Raw genomic sequence first — 21,207 nt, 5'->3', positions numbered from 1 at the left:
TTTATACTTGTACTTGGGTTAAAAATTCTTCTGTAGTAAGAATTTGAGCAAACTCATCTTGTAGAGAAAGGAGATTAATCTCATGGATAGTCTCAGGAGAGATGGTCTGACCGTTTTTGTTAGAGAGGGTAAAACTGGCAGTAGCATCTGCTAGTAGAGTGACTTCAAAACCAAGATTTGCTGCCATTCGTGTCGTAGTAGATACACAATGAGGCAGAGTCAAACCAACAACGACTAAATGACAAATCTGATTTGTTCGTAAATATATTTCAAGATTTGTTCCAATAAAGGCGCTATTAACCGTTTTTTGAAAGACAGGTTCTGAAGCAACTGGTTCAAATCCACTTTTAAACTCCTGATTTTGTTTGTTATGAAATTGCGACTGGGGATTGTCAGATATGTGTTGAGCATGTAAGACTGGAAGAGCGTGTTTACGAAAGTATGCCAGTACCCTCAGTGCTTGTTGTTCAGCTTGAAGGTTGTTCCGTTCTCCCCAGATAGGGTTATCAAATGCTTTTTGCATATCGATAATCAGTAGAGCAGTATGAACCATTTTAAGCTTTATCCAATTGTAAGAGGGCTTCAATCTCTGCTAGGGTGCTAGCTTGTGAAATAGCTCCACGGAGCTTGGCTGCGCCAGATGTTCCACGGAGGTAGTGAGGAGCGAGTCCACGGAATTCACGAACTGCTACGTTTTCTCCTTTGAGGTTAATCAAACGTTTCAAGTGTTCATAGGCGATTTTCATCTTATCTTCAAAGGTCAAATCAGGTAGGATTTCTCCTGTTTCAAAGTAATGGTTGATTTGGTTGAAGAGGTAAGGATTTCCCATGGCAGCGCGGCCGATCATGACTGCGTCAGCACCGACTTCTTCGATACGCTGTTTGGCTTCTTGGACAGTACGGATATCACCGTTGGCGATGAAGGGAATCTTGGTCAAAGCTTGAGCAACTTTATGGAGAGTCTCAAGGTCTGCGTGACCTGTATACATTTGTTCACGGGTACGGCCATGCATGGCGAGGGCAGAAACGCCTGCAGCTTCAGCAGCGAGGGCATTTTCAACTGCCAGAGATGGGTCGGCCCAGCCGGTACGCATTTTGACAGTAAGTGGGATATCAAGGACAGACTGGACCTTGTTGATGATAGAGTAAATCTTGTCTGGGTCCTTGAGCCACATAGCGCCGGCTTCGTTCTTCACGATTTTGTTAACTGGGCAGCCCATGTTGATATCCACGATATCAGTTTTGGTGTTTTTTTGGATGAATTCTGCTGCGCGTGCTAGGCTATCTTCATCGCTACCAAATAGTTGGATAGAGACAGGATTTTCTCCTTCGTCGATATGAAGCATATGCAGGGTTTTTTCGTTGTTGTATTGGATTCCCTTGTCAGAGACCATTTCCATGACAACGAGTCCAGCTCCGAGCTCTTTTGCGATGGTACGAAAGGCTGAGTTTGTCACACCGGCCATGGGCGCTAAAACGGTACGATTGGGAATCTCAACATTGCCAATCATAAAGGGTGTATTAAGATTTGTCACGAATGAGTTCCTCCAGGTCGTTTTCATCAAAGTTGTAAGTAGTTTGGCAGAATTGACAAGTGATTTCTGCCCCATGGTCTTCCTCTTTCATTTCCTGCAAGTCTGAACTTGGAAGGCTAGCAAGAGCGTTCATAAAGCGCTCATGGCTACAGTCACATTGGAAACGGATTTCTTCTTCAGAAAGACGCTTGTAGGCCTCGTTACCGTAGATAGCCTTGAGGAGGGCTTCGATATGGTCTTCACTTTCTAGAAGAGTAGAGATAGCTGGCATTTCTTGGATGCGTTTTTCAAAGCGAGCAATCTCTTCTTCCTTGGCTCCTGGCAAGACTTGAACTAGGAAACCACCTGCAACCTTGACCCTGTCTTCCTCGTCCAAAAGGACATTGAGGCCGACTGCAGAAGGGGTCTGTTGGCTTTCGGTCAGGTAAAAGGCCAGGTCTTCACCGATTTCTCCAGAGATGAGAGGAGTCATAGAGTTGTAAGGATTTCCAGTACCGTAGTCTGTGATAACGAGGAATTGACCATTTCCAACAAAAGGTCCGACTAGAACTTCACCAGTTGCAGTCTTTTTAATGTCAACACCAGGGTTTTGAACGTAGCCTTTGACGTTCCCCTTGGTATCTGCGACCGTGATAATGGCCCCTAGAGAGCTAGAACCCAGTACCTTCACTGTTAGTTTGGTATTTCCTTTTTCATTGGCTGCGAGAATCTGGCTAGCGATAAGAGTTCGACCAAGCGCTACAGTTGAGCTGGCTTGGGTTTGATGTTTTTCTTGAGCAGTGCGGACGGTTTCGGTGCTGTCAAGGACAAAAGCACGAAAGGCTCCGCTTTCTGATATTGTTTTAATAATTTTATCCATAGCTACTATTTTAGCATAAAAATGCCCAAAGGGGGAGCCGTGTGTTTACTGATTTTTAGGATAATGGACCAGGAAATCAGCATGAAAATAAAAAGAGAAACAGATTATTTCAGCATTTGTAAGATTTATGCTATGCTTAAGGTAGAAAATGAAAGGGGTAACAAATGTATTTAGGAGATTTGATGGAAAAGGCTGAATCTGGCCAATTTTCAATCCTTTCCTTTCTATTACAAGAGTCTCAGACGACTGTCAAGGCTGTAATAGAGGAGACAGGATTTTCAAAAGCAACTCTAACCAAATATGTCACCCTGCTTAATGACAAGGCTTTGGATAGTGGCTTAGAGCTGACTATTCACTTAGAAGATGAAAATCTGCGTCTGTCAATCGGTGCAGCTACCAAGGGGAGAGATATTCGGAGCTTGTTTTTGGAGAATGCTGTTAAATATCAGATTTTGGTCTATCTTCTCTACCACCAACAGTTTTTAGCCCATCAGCTGGCTCAAGAATTGATGATTAGTGAGGCTACGCTTGGTCGTCACTTGGCTGGTTTAAATCAGATTTTGTCAGAATTTGACTTATCCATCCAAAATGGACGTTGGCGAGGCCCAGAGCATCAGATTCGCTATTTCTATTTCTGTCTTTTCCGCAAGGTCTGGTCCAGTCAGGAGTGGGAAGGTCACATGCAGAAACCAGAGAGAAAGCAGGAAATTACTACACTAGAAGAAATCTGCGGTGCGAGTTTGTCTTCGGGGCAGAAATTAGATTTGATTCTCTGGGCTCATATCAGTCAACAACGTCTTCGGGTCAATGCCTGTCAGTTTCAAGTCATAGAAGAGAAAATGCATGGCTATTTTGACAATATTTTTTACCTTCGTTTGCATCGAAAGGCTCCGTCCTTTTTTGCTGGGCAACACATCCCTCTCGGAACTGAGGATGGGGAGATGATGATTTTATTCTCTTTCCTCCTATCTCATCGCATTCTTCCTCTTCATACTATGGAGTATATCCTTGGTTTTGGAGGGCAGTTGGCAGATTTGTTGACGCAATTGATTCAAGAAATGAAGAAAGAGGAGTTGCTGGGTGATTATACAGAGGACCATGTCACCTATGAACTCAGTCAGCTTTGTGCCCAAGTCTATCTCTATAAGGGCTATATTTTACAGGATCGCTACAAGTACCAGTTAGAGAATCGTCATCCTTATTTGTTGATGGAACATGATTTTAGGGGAACGGCAGAGGAGATTTTTCATGCTCTACCTGCCTTTCAGCAGGGGACGGATTTGGATAAGAAAATTCTCTGGGAATGGCTCCAGTTAATCGAATATATGGCTGAAAATGGTGGCCAGCATATGCGGATTGGTCTTGATTTGACATCTGGTTTTCTTGTCTTTTCAAGAATGGCAGCCATTTTGAAACGGTATTTGGAATACAATCGTTTTATTACCATTGAAGCCTATGACCGAACTCGGCATTATGATTTGCTGGTTACCAATAACCCTATTCATAAGAAGGAACAGACACCAGTCTATTATTTAAAAAACGACTTGGATATGGAGGATTTGGCAGGGATTCGTCAGTTATTATTCACTTAAAAGACTTGGTTGTTCCAGGTCTTTTTTGTGAAATTTACACAATCTCCTCACATTTTTTTAAAAATTAAAAAAAATTGATAAACAAGAAAGCGCTTTATTTTGTATACTAGTTACTGTAAAGAGGAGACATCCTCAAGATCATTATCAGGAGGACAGCACATGTCACAAGAAAAATACATCATGGCCATTGACCAGGGAACTACAAGTTCTCGTGCCATTATTTTCAACAAAAAAGGAGAAAAAGTTAGCTCGAGTCAAAAAGAGTTCACTCAGATTTTCCCTCAGGCAGGTTGGGTTGAGCACAATGCCAATGAAATTTGGAACTCTGTTCAGTCAGTTATTGCGGGTGCTTTCATCGAAAGTGGTGTGAAACCAAGTCAGATTGAGGCAATCGGGATTACCAACCAACGTGAAACAACGGTCGTTTGGGATAAGAAAACAGGGCTTCCTATCTACAATGCTATCGTTTGGCAATCACGTCAGACAGCACCTTTGGCTGAGCAACTAAAAAGTCAAGGTTATGTGGAAAAATTTCATGAAAAGACTGGTTTGATCATCGATGCTTACTTCTCTGCGACCAAGGTTCGTTGGATTTTAGACCATGTTGAAGGTGCTCAAGAGCGAGCTGAAAAGGGTGAATTGCTCTTTGGTACTATTGATACTTGGTTGGTCTGGAAATTAACTGACGGTGCGGCTCATGTGACGGATTACTCAAATGCAGCCCGTACCATGCTTTATAACATTAAAGAACTTAAATGGGATGATGAGATTTTGGAAATCCTCAATATTCCTAAGGTTATGCTACCAGAAGTTCGTTCTAACTCTGAAATCTACGGCAAGACAGCTCCATTCCATTTCTATGGTGGAGAAGTCCCAATCTCAGGTATGGCTGGGGACCAACAAGCAGCCCTCTTTGGACAGTTGGCCTTTGAGCCTGGTATGGTCAAGAATACTTATGGAACAGGTTCTTTCATCATCATGAATACTGGGGAAGAGATGCAGTTGTCTGAAAATAACCTCTTGACAACGATTGGTTACGGAATTAATGGCAAGGTCTACTATGCTTTAGAAGGTTCTATCTTCATAGCGGGAAGTGCCATTCAATGGCTTCGTGATGGACTGCGCATGGTCGAAAATTCACCAGAATCTGAAAAATACGCTCGTGATTCTCACAACAATGATGAAGTTTATGTCGTTCCAGCCTTTACAGGTCTAGGTGCTCCATACTGGAACCAAAACGCTCGTGGTTCTGTCTTTGGTTTGACTCGTGGAACAAGTAAAGAAGACTTTATCAAGGCGACTTTGCAATCTATCGCTTATCAAGTCCGTGACATCATCGACACCATGCAAGTGGATGCTCAGACAGCTATTCAGGTCTTGAAGGTGGATGGTGGTGCAGCTATGAACAATTTCCTCATGCAGTTCCAAGCTGACATCTTGGGAATCGACATCGCACGCGCTAAAAACTTGGAAACAACAGCTCTAGGGGCAGCCTTCCTAGCAGGTTTGTCAGTAGGTTACTGGAAAGACTTGGATGAGTTGAAACTCTTGAACGAGACAGGGGAACTCTTTGAGCCATCTATGAACGAATCGCGCAAGGAACAACTCTACAAGGGCTGGAAGAAGGCTGTGAAAGCAACGCAAGTCTTTGCGGAAATCGATGACTAATACTCAATGAAAATCAAAGAGCAAACTAGGAAGCTAGCCGCATGTTGCTCAAAGCACTGCTTTGAGGTTGTGGATAGAACTGAACGAAGTCAGTAACCATACATACGGTAAGGCGACGCTGACGTGGTTTGAAGAGATTTTCGAAGAGTATAATACTGGAAGAATAAAGCGACTTAATTAGAAAGTGTGTAAAAATGGAATTTTCAAAGAAAACACGTGAATTATCAATTCAAAAAATGCAGGAACGTACCTTGGACCTCTTGATTATCGGTGGAGGAATCACAGGGGCTGGTGTAGCCTTGCAGGCGGCAGCTAGTGGTCTAGATACTGGTTTGATTGAAATGCAGGACTTCGCAGAAGGAACATCCAGCCGTTCAACAAAATTAGTTCACGGAGGTCTTCGTTACCTCAAACAATTCGACGTAGAAGTTGTATCAGATACGGTTTCTGAGCGTGCAGTAGTTCAACAAATAGCACCACACATTCCAAAACCAGACCCAATGCTCTTACCAGTTTACGATGAAGATGGAGCTACCTTTAGCCTCTTCCGTCTTAAAGTAGCCATGGATTTGTACGACCTTTTGGCAGGGGTTAATAACACGCCAGCTGCTAACAAGGTTTTGAGCAAGGAAGAAGTTTTGGAACGCCAGCCAAACTTGAAGAAAGAAGGTTTGGTAGGAGGTGGGGTTTATCTTGACTTCCGTAACAACGATGCGCGTCTCGTGATTGAAAACATCAAACGTGCTAACCAAGACGGTGCCCTCATTGCCAACCACGTGAAGGCAGAAGGCTTCCTCTTTGACGAAAGTGGCAAGATTACAGGTGTTGTAGCTCGTGATCTCTTGACAGACCAAGTCTTTGAAATCAAGGCCCGTCTGGTTATCAATACAACAGGTCCTTGGAGTGATAAGGTACGCAATTTGTCTAATAAGGGAACACAATTCTCACAAATGCGTCCAACCAAGGGAGTTCACTTGGTAGTGGATTCAAGTAAGATCAAGGTTTCACAGCCAGTTTACTTTGACACAGGTTTGGGTGATGGCCGTATGGTCTTTGTTCTCCCACGTGAAAACAAGACTTACTTTGGTACAACGGATACAGACTACACAGGCGATTTGGAACATCCAAAAGTGACGCAGGAAGATGTAGATTACCTACTTGGTATTGTCAACAACCGCTTCCCAGAAGCTAATATTACCATTGATGATATCGAAAGTAGCTGGGCAGGTCTTCGTCCATTGATCGCAGGCAATAGCGCTTCTGACTACAATGGCGGAAATAACGGAACTATTAGTGATGAAAGCTTTAACACCTTGATTGCGACTGTCGAAGCTTATCTATCGAAAGAAAAAACGCGTGAAGATGTTGAATCTGCTGTTAGCAAGCTTGAAAGTAGTACCTCTGAGAAACATTTGGATCCATCTGCAGTTTCTCGTGGTTCTAGCTTGGATCGTGATGATAATGGTCTCTTGACCCTTGCTGGTGGTAAAATCACAGACTACCGTAAGATGGCTGAAGGAGCTATGGAGCGCGTGGTTGACATCCTCAAAGCAGAATTTGACCGTAGCTTTAAACTCATCAACTCTAAGACTTACCCTGTTTCAGGTGGAGAATTGAACCCAGCAAATGTGGACTCAGAAATCGAAGCCTTTGCGCAACTTGGAGTGTCACGTGGTTTGGATAGCAAGGAAGCTCATTACCTAGCAAATCTCTATGGTTCAAATGCACCGAAAGTCTTTGCCCTTGCTCACAGCTTGGAACAAGCGCCAGGACTCAGCTTGGCGGACACCTTGTCACTTCACTATGCAATGCGCAGTGAGTTGGCTCTTAGCCCAGTTGACTTCCTCCTTCGTCGTACCAACCATATGCTCTTTATGCGTGATAGTTTGGATAGCATCGTTGAGCCAGTTTTGGATGAAATGGGACGATTCTATGACTGGACAGAAGAAGAAAAAGCAGCCTACCGTGCGGATGTCGAAGCAGCTCTCGCTAACAACGATTTAGCAGAATTAAAAAATTAAGAAAAAATAAAAGAGGTGGCGGGCAGGACTCCTAGTCTACCCTCTCCTCCTTTTTAATGGAGACAGAAAGATGATGAATGAATTATTTGGAGAATTTTTGGGGACTTTAATCCTGATTCTTCTAGGAAATGGTGTTGTTGCAGGTGTGGTTCTTCCTAAAACCAAGAGCAACAGCTCAGGTTGGATTGTGATTACTATGGGTTGGGGAATTGCGGTTGCAGTTGCAGTCTTTGTATCTGGTAAGCTCAGTCCAGCTCATTTAAACCCAGCTGTGACCATTGGTGTGGCCTTAAAAGGTGGTTTGCCTTGGGCTTCCGTTTTTCCTTACATCCTAGCTCAGTTCGCAGGGGCTATGCTTGGTCAGATTTTGGTTTGGTTGCAATTCAAACCGCATTATGAGGCAGAAGAAAATGCAGGCAATATCCTGGCAACCTTCAGTACTGGGCCAGCCATCAAGGATACAGTTTCTAACTTGATTAGCGAAATTCTTGGAACCTTTGTTTTGGTGTTGACAATCTTTGCTTTGGGTCTTTACGATTTTCAGGCAGGTATCGGAACCTTTGCAGTAGGAACTTTGATTGTCGGTATCGGTCTATCACTAGGTGGGACAACAGGTTATGCCTTGAATCCTGCGCGTGACCTTGGACCTCGTATCATACACAGCCTTCTTCCAATTTCAAACAAGGGAGACGGAGACTGGTCTTACGCTTGGATTCCTGTTGTAGGACCTGTTATCGGAGCAGCCTTGGCCGTGCTTGTGTTTTCACTTTTCTAGTTTATACTCTTCGAAAATCTCTTCAAACCACGTCAGCGTCGCCTTACCGTATGTATGGTTACTGACTTCGTCAGTTCTATCTGCAACCTCAAAGCAGTGCTTTGAGCAACATGCGGCTAGCTTCCTAGTTTGCTCTTTGATTTTCATTGAGTATTAGAAAACAATTATTTTGATAGAGCTCAATTTCAGCAAAAAATAAAGTAAATCTTCTTACAATAAAACACATAGTATCAAGTTTTTCAACACCTGATACTATGCGTTTTTTGATTTTAAGACTTTTTTCCAGTCTCTTTTTCGATTCAAGATATAAGTATTCTAGTAACTAATTTCTTAGTACTAGCCAACAACGATAATCATAATTCCTCCCAAAATTAGGAATAATAAAGGCAATAGTTTTTGTTTTTTCATGTGAAATACCTCACTTTTATTTTCCTCTATTTTATGTTAAAATATTAAAAATCAAAAACTGTTCCCATATATGCTTGTTGGAGAGATATTATGAAAAAATTTGGAGAAATTTTTAAAAAGTTTCGAGAATCTAGAGGGTTTCGCTTAAAAGATGTCGAAAAAGCTGGTATATCAACATCACAGCTCTCACGTTTTGAAAAGGGAGAGACTGATTTAACCATTTCAAAATTTATGGCTATTTTGGATGAAATTAACATGCCTATTGATGAATTTATGTATGCTGTTCATGATTTTCATCGTGATGAACTGAACGAACTCTTATCAAAGGTTAGGCATTTTGTATCAAATCATGATGTTGATGGGTTGAAAAAACTACTTTATTCTCAGATAGAGTCAGATTCTAAACAAGAGAAATTTCATAAGCTTAACATTATTTTATTAAAAATTCGTTTACAAGATTTATCTGGAGAAGCTTATTATTCTGGTGATGATTTATCTTATCTAACTGACTATCTCTTTAGTGTTGAATATTGGGGATACTATGAATTATTGATTTTTTCAAATACGTTAGATGTCCTAAAACACGATGTCTTTATGGTTTTGGCTAGAGAGATGTCTAGACGTTCTGATTTCTACAAAGAAATTCCAAATAATAGACGATTGATTTCATCTATGCTATTGAACGGATATATCACATGTATTGAAAGAGGAAAATTTCTTGATGCTTTGTATTTTGAAAAACGACTAAACCAATGCTTTTTCACTGAAACTGAAATTTATGAGCGATTGGTATTCCAGTATGCCCAATATCTATATCGCTATAAAAAAGAGAAGGATTGCAAAGCAATTATTGAAATGAGGAAGTGTATTGGAGCAATGAAATTAGCGGGAAGTAACCATTTGGCAAAGAATTATGAAGGACATTTAGAAAAAATTTTAGCTAGTAAAAGGTAATACGCAGATATGGGAAAGGAATTTGATGACTATTTTAAAAGAATATAATTGAACTATCAAGTTAAGGAGGAAAGACCTATGTCAACTAAAAAAGAGTTTAATGCACCTAAGACAACTAAAGTTAATAGTTGGGGTAAGCATTAAGAAAGTACCTATAGGTCAACATTTGTTGACCTATAGGTTTTTAGGAGGAGAAATAAATGAGAGATTATTCACCATATCCTTTATTAGTAGATGTTTGTGTAACCAATCGCTGTAACTTAAATTGTTCCTATTGTTCTGCAGAAGCTGGTCCTTTTGCAAGTAAAAAAGGAGAAATGAGTGTAGAGAAGTTGGATTCTGTTTTTAGAGAGCTGGATTTGATGGGGGTTCCTAGAGTAGGTGTGACTGGTGGAGAACCATTTATGCGTGAGGATATCCTTGACATTTTGAAATCTTTTGATCGATATAGATTTGCTAAGGTTTTGAATACGAACGGAAACTTAATCACAGACTCTATTGCTAGAGAATTATCAAAACTGAATTTAGATAGAATTTGTGTAACGATAGATGGTAGTAAATCTAGTGTACACGACAGTCAACGAGGAAAAGGAAGTTTTAAGAAAGCTATTGAGGGAATAAAAAATTTACAGCGATATAACTTACCTGTTTCAACACTATTTACTCTAGGAAAACATAATGTTGATGATTTAATAAATACTATAAGACTGAATGATATGCTTGGTATAGAGTATATGTCAGTAATGGTCATCTGTCCGACCGGTAGGGCTAATGATGGTAGTATTTTGGCTGATAAAAAACACTGGTATCCAGTTTTTCTTGATTTAACTGAGCGACTTTCAAGAGGTGAGTTTAATGTTAAGTTTAAAATTGTTCCACCAAATGAGAGTGATGTTTTTTGGACGCATTATTTCCCATTAGCTTTTTATAACCGCTTAGACTTATTAGAGGATGTTTGGCACCAAAAAGTAGATGTAAATTTTGATAAACCAAAGGAGATAGCATGTCAAGCCGGTGTCAGAGCATGTTCAATCAATCATAAGGGTGATGTATATGGATGTGATTTGATGAACGGGATAGATGAGTTAGTTGCTGGAAATGTTAAAGAACAAAAGTTTAGTGAAATTTGGCACAATTCAGTTATATTTAATAAACTAAGATCAATTACATTTAATGATATTTCTGGTAAATGTGCGGAATGTGCCTTATCATGGTGTGGTGGAGGATGTCGATGTAGCGCTTTAGAACTGGATGGAACTTTATTGGGATCTGACTTAGCTTGTTTTTATGAACAAAGAGTAAGATGAGGAGACTGTATGAAAGAACATTTTATTATCAAAGGTAAGAGAGATTTTATTGTAGATAAGGTTGCAGATGAATATATAGGGTATGATAGACTAGACTTGGAGTATTATGCATTTGATGAAATAGGTGCAGAAATTCTTTACTGTATTTCAAAAAATCTTTCATTAGAAAAAATTGTAGAGTTATTGCAACAAGATTATGAGGTGTCTAACGAGGATTGTAAACAATCAATTGTATCATTTTTAGAAGAAACACCTATTTTACACATTATTTATGCAAATTTAGTTAAATCAGATCTTTACTTACATTTGAAGCCTTTTAGGGAAGAAAAATGATAGATTTCAAAGAAATAAATAGATTTGCAGTGCCGCTAATTTTGACTAGCATTGGTCAAATGATTATTGGACAGTTGGCCTTACATTTTGCTGTTAATAATTCATCAGTTGCTTTATCAGGCATTTCTGTTATTCAAAATTTATTATTTGCTTTTGGTGGACTATTAGGTGCCTTTAGTTTATCTTTTAATATTAAAGGCTCTAAGGCTTATTCTAATCGACAGTATAGTAAGTTTAATGATTTGTTGAAATCAAATTTAATCATAAATTTGATTATTGGAACATCATTTGCTTTTTTTGTAATTTTTTATGGAGAAACAATACTGAGTAGACTTTATGGATTTAGGGGTGGATTATTGGCATTAGCAACAAATTATTTAGTTATTATGTCCCCCTATATAATCTTGACACTATTAAATTTTTCTCTTACTAATCTATTGAGAGTTCAAAAGAAAACAAGACCGATTATGTGGATTGGATTGGGGAGCTCACTATTAGATGTATTATTGAATTATATATTGGTTCCACTATTAGGAATTAGAGGATCAGCTATATCAACGATTGTATCTTTGTGTTTTATTACTTGTAGCTATTTATTCATGGTTTATCCGATGATTTGGAAGTCTCTATTTGTGAAATCTACAACGAAACTAGAGTTAGTAAGATTTGGTATTCCATTAGCTGGTCAAGAGGTTCTAGAAAGTGTACTATTTATTATAGTCTTTGATGCATTTATGGCAAGATTAGGTTTGGAGATGCTTGCTATTTATGCAGTTGTAAGTCAGTTACTTTCGATTGTACGTGTTCCTTCTTTTATGTATTCGACAACACTTTCCGTTTATTTGCCGGAAGCAGAGAAAACGGGAGATGTCAAAGAATTCTTGCAAACGATATTTAAAAATTCATATACTGCTAGTATGTTACTTGCTTGTCCTGTTGTTTTATTATCAAATATTCTATCTCACTTTCTTTCTGATGAAATCACAACAAATATTGTACCTATTACTTTGTATACATTTTTGGTTATGGGGATATCTCCTATTTACGAAAGTGCTAAAATGTTATTACAAAGCTTCGGAAATGAAAAATTTGTTTTGCATATATCTATTTTAATAAATCTTGCTAGTGTTATGATTCTGACCATATTACAACTATTAAAAGCTCAAACTTATTTATCCTTGTATTTTGTATATGGATTAAATTTATTTGTTTTGTCCCTGATATTTTTACGACATGCTTCTTCAGAAAAAATTATATGACCAAAATTATCAAATTAAGTTAGACAGTTTATCTTATTCAGAAAAACTTAATACGACGTTTGATAGTTTAGTGATTTTTTAGATATTCTATTTTTTATTAGCTATAGCTGTGATAAGTCGTTTTGAGAGAGATTAATAAATTCCATTTGCTTAGGAAACCCACACTTTCTTAAAAGATTATTAGTCTTTTAATTCAGAACATGTTGACCTAGGTAGCCTAGATTCGCAAAAAAAGATATCAATATCGTACTGATTGGAAATATCTTTCCATTTTGAAAACTCTTTTCTACAGTCAAACGTAATGGACCTTAGGTGGTCTATGCTCCGGAGGTTGCAAGTTATCAGCTGATATTGATTTCTATAAACAATGTGAGTGGGAAAAACAAGAATTTGAAAAATTTGTTAATCAAATTTTAATTCCAAAGTTGGTAACTAAGATAGGAGCGCTACATGTCTAATTCATTTATTAAGTTGTTAGTCTCTCAATTGTTTGCAAATTTAGCAGATATTTTCTTTAGAGTAACAATCATTGCTAACATATACATTATTTCAAAATCAGTAATTGCCACATCACTAGTTCCTATTTTAATAGGGATATCCTCTTTTGTTGCTAGTCTCTTAGTTCCTTTAGTTACTAAAAGACTAGCGCTAAATAGGGTTTTATCTTTATCCCAATTTGGAAAGACTATATTATTAACGATACTGGTAGGAATGTTTACCGTAATGCAATCAGTAGCGCCTTTTGGGATCTATCTATTTGTTGTTGCGATTTCCATATTAGATGGTTTTGCAGCACCCGTTTCCTATGCTATTGTGCCGCGCTATGCGACCGATTTGGGCAAGGCTAACTCAGCATTGTCAATGAGTAGTGAAGCTGTTCAATTGGTGGGTTGGGGATTAGGTGGACTCTTGTTTGCAACAATTGGTTTCTTACCTACCACGTTTATCATTTTAATCTTGTATATCATTTCTAGCTTTCTGATGTTATTTCTTCCTAAGGCTGAAGTGGAGGTGTTAGAGTCAGAAACTAATCTTGAAATTTTACTCAAAGGTTGGAAGTTAGTTGCTAGAGATCCTAGATTAAGACTTTTTGTATCGGCAAATTTATTGGAAATTTTCTCAAATACGATTTGGGTTTCGTCTATCATACTTGTCTTTGTAACTGAGTTATTAAATGAAACGGAAAGTTACTGGGGATATTCTAATACAGCATACTCTATCGGGATTATAATTAGTGGCTTAATTGCTTTTAGGCTATCTGAAAAGTTCCTCGCTGCTAAATGGGAAAGTATTCTTTTTTCTCTTGTAGCCATGGCAATAGTGACGCTGACTATTCTATTTTTTCCAAATGCACAGATGTTTTTATTATTTTCAGCTTTAGTTGGTATGTTATCGCAACTAAAGGAAGTTCCTGAAAGTGTATTTCTTCAGGAAACAGTAGAGGAAAATAACTTGGTTAATGTCTATTCCGTTCTTGAAGTGATTTCGACATTAGCATTTTCAGTATTTGTTTTGCTAATGAGCTATATTACTGAGAATTTTGGTATTAGCATCAGTTTTTGGCTATCAGCAATTTGTCTGATGATAGAAGCTATTTTAATTTATATCAGACGAGATTATTTTAAATGAGAGACTGGTTAAAAAGTCTTTAAAAATCAGAAAAGCGTATAGTATCAGGTGTTGAAACTTGATATTGTGCGTTTTTTTATGGGGCTATTTACTTCATTTTCTACTGAAATGGAGTTTTTACCTAGACTTCTCTACTTAAAATATTCATAGAAAAACTGCATAATCTTTAAAATTAGCTTAAATGCAGTGAAAATGTACGGTAAACAATTGAAAAATTACCCTATAAAATGGTACAATGGTAGAAAAATAAGCTAGTAAGAACCACTCTTATTTTAGCGAAAAATTACAGAAATGAATGGTTTTTCTTGATGAAACAGAGAAAAAAATTGTACCTTTTTCTTGGTCGGACAGCCTTGTATTTTCTTATCTTTCTAGGGCTGCTTTACTTCTTTAGCTATCTTGGACAGGGTCAAGGAAGCTTTATCTATAATGAATTTTAACTTGAAGGAGAATCCCTATTGTGTCAAATAAACCAATAGCAGATATGATTAAAACCATTGAGCATTTTGCTCAGACCCAGCCTAGCTATCCTGTCTATAATGTTTTGGGTCAGGAACACACTTATGGAGATTTAAAGGCTGATTCGGATAGTTTAGCTGCAGCCATTGACCAACTAGGCTTGCCAGAGAAGTCTCCTGTAGTCGTTTTTGGTGGCCAAGAATATGAAATGTTGGCAACTTTTGTAGCTTTGACTAAGTCAGGTCATGCTTACATTCCAATTGATAGCCATTCGGCCTTGGAACGAGTTTCAGCTATTTTAGAAGTGGCAGAGCCAAGCTTGATTATTGCCATTTCGGATTTTCCATTGGAGCAGGTTTCTACACCGATGATGAATCTAAATCAGGTTCAAGAAGCCTTTTCTCAAGGGAATAGCTATGAGATCACGCATCCAGTCAAGGGAGATGATAATTACTACATTATTTTTACTTCTGGTACGACTGGTAAGCCAAAGGGAGTGCAGATTTCCCATGATAACCTCCTTAGCTTTACCAACTGGATGATTACGGACAAGGAATTTGCGACGCCAAGTCGTCCGCAAATGCTGGCTCAACCGCCTTATTCTTTTGACCTGTCTGTTATGTACTGGGCGCCAACTTTGGCACTGGGTGGCACGCTTTTCGCTCTTCCTTCTGCCATTACTCAGGACTTCAAAAAACTCTTTGCGACTATCTTTTCCTTGCCAATCGCTATCTGGACTTCAACACCATCCTTTGCGGATATGGCCATGTTGTCTGAAGACTTTAATAGTGAGAAAATGCCTGGAATCACGCATTTCTACTTTGACGGTGAAGAATTGACGGTCAAAACAGCTCAAAAACTACGTGAACGTTTCCCAAATGCCCGTATTATCAATGCCTACGGGCCAACAGAAGCGACAGTAGCCCTGTCAGCAGTAGCAGTGACAGACGAGATGTTAGCGACTCTCAAACGCCTACCAATCGGCTATACCAAGGCTGATTCTCCAACCTTTATCATTGACGAGGAAGGTAATAAATTGCCAAATGGTCAACAGGGAGAAATCATTGTTTCTGGACCAGCCGTTTCAAAAGGTTATATGAACAATCCTGAAAAAACAGCAGAAGCCTTCTTTGAATTTGAAGGACTGCCAGCCTATCACACAGGCGATGTGGGATCTATGACAGATGAAGGCTTGCTTCTCTACGGCGGACGTATGGACTTCCAGATTAAGTTCAACGGTTACCGCATTGAGTTAGAAGATGTCTCTCAAAACCTCAACAAGTCTCGCTTTATCGAGTCTGCTGTCGCAGTACCGCGCTATAATAAGGACCACAAGGTACAAAATCTACTGGCCTATGTCATCTTAAAGGATGGTGTCCGTGAGCAGTTTGAACGTGATATCGATATTACCAAGGCTATCAAGGAAGACTTGACAGATATTATGATGTCTTATATGATGCCGTCCAAATTCCTTTATCGAGACAGTTTGCCACTGACTCCAAATGGAAAAATTGACATCAAAGGATTGATTAACGAGGTGAATAAGAGATGATGGAGTTCTTTCAACAGCTTCCTCATTTAGAGCCATACGGCAATCCTCAGTATTTTGTCTATGTGATTGCTGCAACCTTGCCCATCTTTATAGGCCTCTTTTTCAAGAAACGCTTTGCCTGGTATGAAGTGTTGGTTAGTCTCTTCTTTATCGTCACCATGTTGGTAGGTGGGAAGACTAACCAATTGGCTGCCTTGGGTATTTACCTTTGTTGGGAAATATTGCTCCTGCTTTTCTACAAGCATTATCGAAAAAGTAAGGATGACAAGTGGATCTTCTACCTAGTTAGTTTTCTGTCCCTCCTTCCGATTATCTTTGTCAAGGTGCAACCAGCTATCAATGGAACGCAGTCTTTGCTTGGATTTTTGGGAATTTCTTACCTGACCTTTCGTTCGCTTGGGATTATCATCGAGCTGAGAGATGGAGTGATTAAGGATTTTACCCTCTGGGAATTCCTCCGTTTTCTTCTCTTCATGCCGACTTTTTCAAGTGGCCCAATCGATCGCTTTAAGCGATTTAATGAAAATTATCAGACCATTCCTGAGCGGGATGAGTTGATGGATATGCTGGAAGAGGCTGTCAAGTATATCATGCTTGGCTTTCTATATAAGTTTATCATAGCTTACATTTTAGGAGAGACCTTACTCCCTCCTCTGAAGAATCTAGCCCTGGAGTCAGGTGGCTTCTTTAACCTCTATGCCTTGGCAGTTATGTATACCTTTGGTCTGGAGCTCTTCTTTGACTTTGCAGGTTATTCTATGTTTGCCTTAGCCATTTCAAACTTAATGGGCATTCATAGTCCAATTAACTTCAACAAACCCTTTTTATCAAGGGATTTGAAGGAATTTTGGAACCGTTGGCATATGAGTCTTTCTTTCTGGTTCCGTGACTTTGTCTTTATGCGAATGGTGATGGTGTTAACCAGAAAGAAAGTCTTTAAAAATCGTAATGTAACCTCAAGTGTGGCCTACATTGTAAATATGCTGATTATGGGATTTTGGCATGGTGTGACCTGGTACTATATCGCCTATGGACTCTTTCATGGATTAGGCTTGGTCATTAATGACGCTTGGATTCGCAAGAAAAAAACGCTCAATAAGGAACGGAAAAAAGCAGGGAAGCCTGCTCTACCTGAGAATCGCTGGATTCAGTTGCTTGGCATGGTTGTCACCTTCCATGTCGTCATGCTGTCATTCTTAATCTTTTCTGGATTTTTGAATGATTTATGGTTTAAAAAATAAAGGAAATAAAATATGGATATCAAATCAGAAGTTATCGAAATTATTGATGAGTTGTTTATGGAAGATGTTTCTGACATGATGGATGAAGATCTTTTTGACGCAGGTGTCTTGGATAGTATGGGAACGGTTGAATTGATTGTGGAGATTGAAAACCGTTTTGACATTCGTGTCCCTGTGACAGAGTTTGGTCGAGACGACTGGAATACAGCCAATAAAATAATAGCTGGTATTGTGGAGCTACAAAATGCTTAAACGCTTGTGGCTAATCTTCGGGCCTATCTTCACTGCTGGATTTTTGGTTCTTCTACTCATCTTTTTTTATCCAAGTACAACAAGCCATAATCTGACGGAGGAGAAATATTCGGCGGCTTCTGTTAGTGTAGAGAGTTTTAAAGAGAGAAGCCAAAAAGTAAGGGCTTTTACAGATCCAAATATGCGTTTTATTCCTTTTCTAGGGTCCAGTGAATGGATTCGATTTGATAGTGTCCATCCAGCTGTTTTAGCAGAGAAATACCATCGTCCCTATCGTCCTTACTTTTTAGGTCAAGCAGGAGCAGCCTCTCTAAATCAATATTTTGGCCTACAGCAAATTTTGCCAGAAATAGAGAATAAGCATGCGGTATTTGTGATTTCGCCTCAGTGGTTTACGGAGACTGATTATGAACCCGCAGCGTTTCAGAGATTTTTTAACAGTGACCAATTGACAGCTTTTTTGGAAAATCAATCTGGTGACACTGTTGCAAAGCACGCGGCTATTCGATTGTTAAAGCAGAATCCTAATGTTGCATTAAAAGGCATTGTTCAAAAATTATCAAAGGGTGAAGAATTATCAGATGTTGATCAGGTTGCTATTAATATTTTTGCCCGATTCAATGAGAGACAGGCTTCTCTATTTGGTCGGTTCTCCATTAGAGGAAAACTCAAATATAAGGAACATGTGGAAAATTATTTAAAAGATCTTCCAGATCAATTTTCTTACCAAGAGTTAGAAAAAATTGCTCGAAAGGATGCAGAAACAAATACGACCAATAATGATATGGGAATGGAAAATCATTTCTATACAAGAGAGGTTAAGAAGGATTTGAAAAAATGGGAAGGGTATCAAAAGAATTACAGCTTCCTAAAATCATCTGAATATAATGATTTACAGTTGGTTCTCAATCAATTTGCAAAATCGAAAGTTAATGTCCTCTTTGTCATCCAACCTGTCAATAAGAAATGGATGGACTACACAGGGCTCAGAGAAGATATGTACCAGCATGCAGTGGAGAAAATTCGTTATCAATTAGAAAGTCAAGGTTTCACTAATATTGCTGACTTTTCAAAAAATGGAGGGGATCCTTATTTTATTAAGGATACCATTCACCTAGGTTGGTTGGGTTGGCTTGCTTTTGATAAGGCAGTTGATCCTTTCCTATCCAATCCCACACCAGCTCCTACCTATCATCTAAATGAGCGCTTTTTCACAAAAGACTGGGCGATTTATGATGGAGATGTCAAGGAATTTCAATAGATAATAATATGGAAGAGTTCAAGAATGAAACTGGTTTTCACGTTTTCTCTTGACTCTTTTTTTGCTTGTGATATAATTAACTGGTAAATAAAATTTCAAAGAATAGTATTTTTCTCTTAAAAAAGAGAAGTCCAAAAGGAAAGGAGTCAAATATGAGACAGCTAGCGAAGGATATCGATGCTTTTTTGAATGAGGTGATTTTGCAGGCAGAAAATCAGCATGAAATCCTAATAGGTCATTGCACTAGCGAGGTGGCTCTGACCAATACCCAGGAGCATATCCTCATGCTCTTGTCAGAGGAATCTTTAACAAATTCAGAGTTGGCCCGTCGTCTCAATGTCAGTCAGGCGGCAGTTACCAAGGCCATTAAATCTTTGGTCAAGGAAGGGATGTTGGAAACATCTAAAGATCCTAAGGATGCGCGTGTGATTTTTTATCAGTTGACTGATTTGGCTCGTCCAATCGCTGAGGAGCACCACCATCACCATGAGCATACGCTTTTAACCTATGAACAAGTGGCGACTCAGTTTACTCCAAATGAACAAAAAGTGATTCAGCGGTTTTTGACTGCTTTAGTAGGAGAAATCAAATAATGAGATATATTACGGTAGAGGACTTATCCTTCTATTATGATAAGGAGCCTGTTCTTGAACATATCAATTATAGTGTTGATAGTGGGGAATTTGTTACCTTGACGGGGGAAAATGGGGCGGCTAAGACGACACTCATCAAGGCCAGTCTTGGAATCCTTCAGCCACGAATTGGAAAGGTGACTATTTCAAAGACAAATGCTCAAGGAAAGAAATTGAGAATAGCCTATCTTCCTCAACAGATAGCCAGTTTTAATGCAGGTTTTCCAAGTACGGTTTATGAATTTGTCAAGTCGGGACGCTATCCACGAAAAGGTTGGTTCCGTCGCTTGAATGCTCATGATGAGGAGCATATCAAGGCTAGTCTAGACTCAGTTGGCATGTGGGAACACCGAGACAAACGCTTGGGTTCTCTATCTGGGGGGCAAAAGCAGCGAGCGGTGATTGCACGTATGTTTGCTTCTGACCCAGATGTGTTTGTCCTAGATGAGCCGACGACGGGGATGGATGCAGGAAGTAAAAATGAATTTTACGAACTCATGCACCACAGCGCCCATCATCATGGCAAGGCTGTTTTGATGATTACCCATGATCCTGAAGAAGTTAAGAATTATGCGGACCGCAATATTCATCTAGTCCGTAACCAAGACTCACCATGGCGTTGTTTCAACGTTCATGAGAATGATCAGGAGGTGGGTCATGCTTAGTTTATTATCTTATGACTTTATGCAGCGTGCCTTTCTGGCGGTCATTGCTATGAGTCTTTTCTCGCCAGTTCTTGGAACCTTCCTTATCTTGCGTCGTCAGAGTTTGATGAGTGATACCCTCAGCCACGTCTCACTTTCAGGTGTAGCCTTTGGTCTGGTCCTAGGGATTTCTCCGACTGTTTCTACGATTGCTATTGTCTTGATTGCGGCAGTCTTTCTGGAGTATCTCCGTACGGTTTACAAGAGCTTTATGGAAATCGGGACAGCTATCCTCATGTCGACAGGTTTGGCTGTTTCTCTGATTGTCATGAGCAAGGGCAAAAGCTCGAGTTCTATGAGTTTGGACCAGTATCTTTTTGGTTCGATTGTGACTATCAGCGAAGAGCAGGTCATTTCCCTCTTTGTCATTGCGGCAGTTGTTTTGATTTTGACCTTCCTCTTCCTTCGTCCAATGTATATCTTGACCTTTGATGAGGATACGGCCTTTGTGGATGGCTTGCCAGTTCGTACTATGTCTATTCTTTTTAACATGGTGACAGGGGTGGCTATTGCTCTTATGATTCCAGCAGCAGGAGCTCTTTTGGTGTCGACCATTATGGTCTTGCCAGCTAGTATTGCCCTGCGTCTGGGGAAAAACTTTAAATCAGTTATGCTGCTAGCTAGTGCGATTGGATTTTTGGGAATGGTAGCAGGACTTTACATTTCCTACTATGCAGAAACACCTGCAAGTGCAAGTATTACCATTATTTTTGTAACTGTCTTTTTACTCATTAGTTTAGTAAGACGTTTTATCAAATAGGAGACT

Annotated in this window: 20 protein-coding genes; 17 read left to right on the top strand and 3 right to left on the bottom strand. The window is 39.3% G+C overall.

Features of this window, described 5'->3' with window-relative positions; all coding sequences use genetic code 11:
- Position 1: 1 nt before the first annotated feature.
- The 3 genes from D8787_RS01280 to hslO are packed head-to-tail and all read right to left on the bottom strand — an operon-like array spanning position 2 to position 2,394.
- A complete protein-coding gene (locus D8787_RS01280; protein ID WP_125420276.1) occupies positions 2-553 on the bottom strand; it encodes a cysteine hydrolase family protein in 552 nt (183 codons plus the stop codon).
- A 1-nt stretch (position 554) separates the two neighbouring features.
- Complete coding sequence (gene dusB / locus D8787_RS01275; protein ID WP_185776724.1) at positions 555-1,535, bottom strand: tRNA dihydrouridine synthase DusB; 981 nt, start codon at positions 1,533-1,535, stop codon at positions 555-557.
- The gene (hslO, locus tag D8787_RS01270; protein ID WP_125420272.1) at positions 1,522-2,394 is read right to left on the bottom strand and encodes an Hsp33 family molecular chaperone HslO; all 873 of its coding nucleotides are present in this window, start codon (positions 2,392-2,394) and stop codon (positions 1,522-1,524) included. Before hslO ends, dusB begins: the two co-directional genes overlap by 14 nt.
- Before the next feature lie 164 nt (positions 2,395-2,558).
- On the opposite strand from hslO, the gene D8787_RS01265 reads away from it, so the two are divergent.
- The 17 genes from D8787_RS01265 (at position 2,559) to D8787_RS01165 (ending at position 21,201) form a co-directional block, all read left to right on the top strand.
- On the top strand, positions 2,559-3,986 hold the full coding sequence (locus D8787_RS01265; RefSeq protein WP_125420270.1) for a helix-turn-helix domain-containing protein: 1,428 nt from the start codon (positions 2,559-2,561) through the stop codon (positions 3,984-3,986).
- 159 nt (positions 3,987-4,145) lie between these two features.
- Positions 4,146-5,654: a glycerol kinase GlpK gene (glpK, locus tag D8787_RS01260; RefSeq protein WP_125420268.1), complete on the top strand. Its 1,509-nt coding sequence runs from the start codon at positions 4,146-4,148 to the stop codon at positions 5,652-5,654.
- Between the two features lie 194 nt (positions 5,655-5,848).
- Positions 5,849-7,675, top strand: coding sequence for a type 1 glycerol-3-phosphate oxidase (gene glpO, locus D8787_RS01245; RefSeq protein WP_125420264.1), 1,827 nt, complete (start codon positions 5,849-5,851; stop codon positions 7,673-7,675).
- Positions 7,676-7,745: 70 nt separating this feature from the next.
- Entirely contained in the window at positions 7,746-8,450 is a 705-nt protein-coding gene (locus D8787_RS01240; RefSeq protein WP_125420262.1) for an MIP/aquaporin family protein, read from the top strand.
- Positions 8,451-8,948: 498 nt separating this feature from the next.
- Positions 8,949-9,812: a helix-turn-helix domain-containing protein gene (locus tag D8787_RS01235; RefSeq protein ID WP_042901823.1), complete on the top strand. Its 864-nt coding sequence runs from the start codon at positions 8,949-8,951 to the stop codon at positions 9,810-9,812.
- A gap of 200 nt (positions 9,813-10,012) precedes the next feature.
- On the top strand, positions 10,013-11,119 hold the full coding sequence (locus tag D8787_RS01230; protein ID WP_125420260.1) for a radical SAM/SPASM domain-containing protein: 1,107 nt from the start codon (positions 10,013-10,015) through the stop codon (positions 11,117-11,119).
- A 9-nt stretch (positions 11,120-11,128) separates the two neighbouring features.
- Positions 11,129-11,452: a PqqD family peptide modification chaperone gene (locus tag D8787_RS01225; RefSeq protein WP_125420258.1), complete on the top strand. Its 324-nt coding sequence runs from the start codon at positions 11,129-11,131 to the stop codon at positions 11,450-11,452.
- Positions 11,449-12,711, top strand: a complete 1,263-nt coding sequence (locus tag D8787_RS01220) for an MATE family efflux transporter (RefSeq protein ID WP_125420256.1) — start codon at positions 11,449-11,451, stop codon at positions 12,709-12,711. Before D8787_RS01225 ends, D8787_RS01220 begins: the two co-directional genes overlap by 4 nt.
- Positions 12,712-13,161: 450 nt before the next feature.
- Positions 13,162-14,340 (top strand): ryptide export MFS transporter, encoded by a 1,179-nt coding sequence (locus D8787_RS01210; RefSeq protein WP_125420254.1) that lies wholly within the window; start codon positions 13,162-13,164, stop codon positions 14,338-14,340.
- Between the two features lie 308 nt (positions 14,341-14,648).
- Positions 14,649-14,780, top strand: coding sequence for a teichoic acid D-Ala incorporation-associated protein DltX (locus D8787_RS01205; RefSeq protein WP_055356870.1), 132 nt, complete (start codon positions 14,649-14,651; stop codon positions 14,778-14,780).
- 20 nt (positions 14,781-14,800) lie between these two features.
- The gene (gene dltA, locus D8787_RS01200) at positions 14,801-16,351 is read left to right on the top strand and encodes a D-alanine--poly(phosphoribitol) ligase subunit DltA (protein WP_125420252.1); all 1,551 of its coding nucleotides are present in this window, start codon (positions 14,801-14,803) and stop codon (positions 16,349-16,351) included.
- A complete protein-coding gene (gene dltB, locus D8787_RS01195; RefSeq protein ID WP_125420250.1) occupies positions 16,348-17,592 on the top strand; it encodes a D-alanyl-lipoteichoic acid biosynthesis protein DltB in 1,245 nt (414 codons plus the stop codon). The genes dltA and dltB overlap by 4 nt, the downstream gene beginning before the upstream one ends.
- Before the next feature lie 12 nt (positions 17,593-17,604).
- Complete coding sequence (gene dltC, locus D8787_RS01190; protein ID WP_000351967.1) at positions 17,605-17,844, top strand: D-alanine--poly(phosphoribitol) ligase subunit DltC; 240 nt, start codon at positions 17,605-17,607, stop codon at positions 17,842-17,844.
- Positions 17,837-19,105: a D-alanyl-lipoteichoic acid biosynthesis protein DltD gene (dltD, locus tag D8787_RS01185; protein ID WP_125420248.1), complete on the top strand. Its 1,269-nt coding sequence runs from the start codon at positions 17,837-17,839 to the stop codon at positions 19,103-19,105. The genes dltC and dltD overlap by 8 nt, the downstream gene beginning before the upstream one ends.
- Before the next feature lie 152 nt (positions 19,106-19,257).
- Positions 19,258-19,698: a zinc-dependent transcriptional regulator AdcR gene (gene adcR / locus D8787_RS01175; RefSeq protein WP_001249308.1), complete on the top strand. Its 441-nt coding sequence runs from the start codon at positions 19,258-19,260 to the stop codon at positions 19,696-19,698.
- On the top strand, positions 19,698-20,402 hold the full coding sequence (locus tag D8787_RS01170; protein ID WP_125420246.1) for a metal ABC transporter ATP-binding protein: 705 nt from the start codon (positions 19,698-19,700) through the stop codon (positions 20,400-20,402). The genes adcR and D8787_RS01170 overlap by 1 nt, the downstream gene beginning before the upstream one ends.
- A complete protein-coding gene (locus D8787_RS01165) occupies positions 20,395-21,201 on the top strand; it encodes a metal ABC transporter permease (RefSeq protein WP_000950038.1) in 807 nt (268 codons plus the stop codon). Before D8787_RS01170 ends, D8787_RS01165 begins: the two co-directional genes overlap by 8 nt.
- Positions 21,202-21,207 lie beyond the last annotated feature (6 nt).

It is taken from the genome of Streptococcus mitis, assembly GCF_003944325.1.
GTDB classification, from domain to species: domain Bacteria; phylum Bacillota; class Bacilli; order Lactobacillales; family Streptococcaceae; genus Streptococcus; species Streptococcus mitis_CW.
Note: the sequence above shows the minus strand (reverse complement) of the source record. Positions and strands in the feature narration are given on the sequence as shown.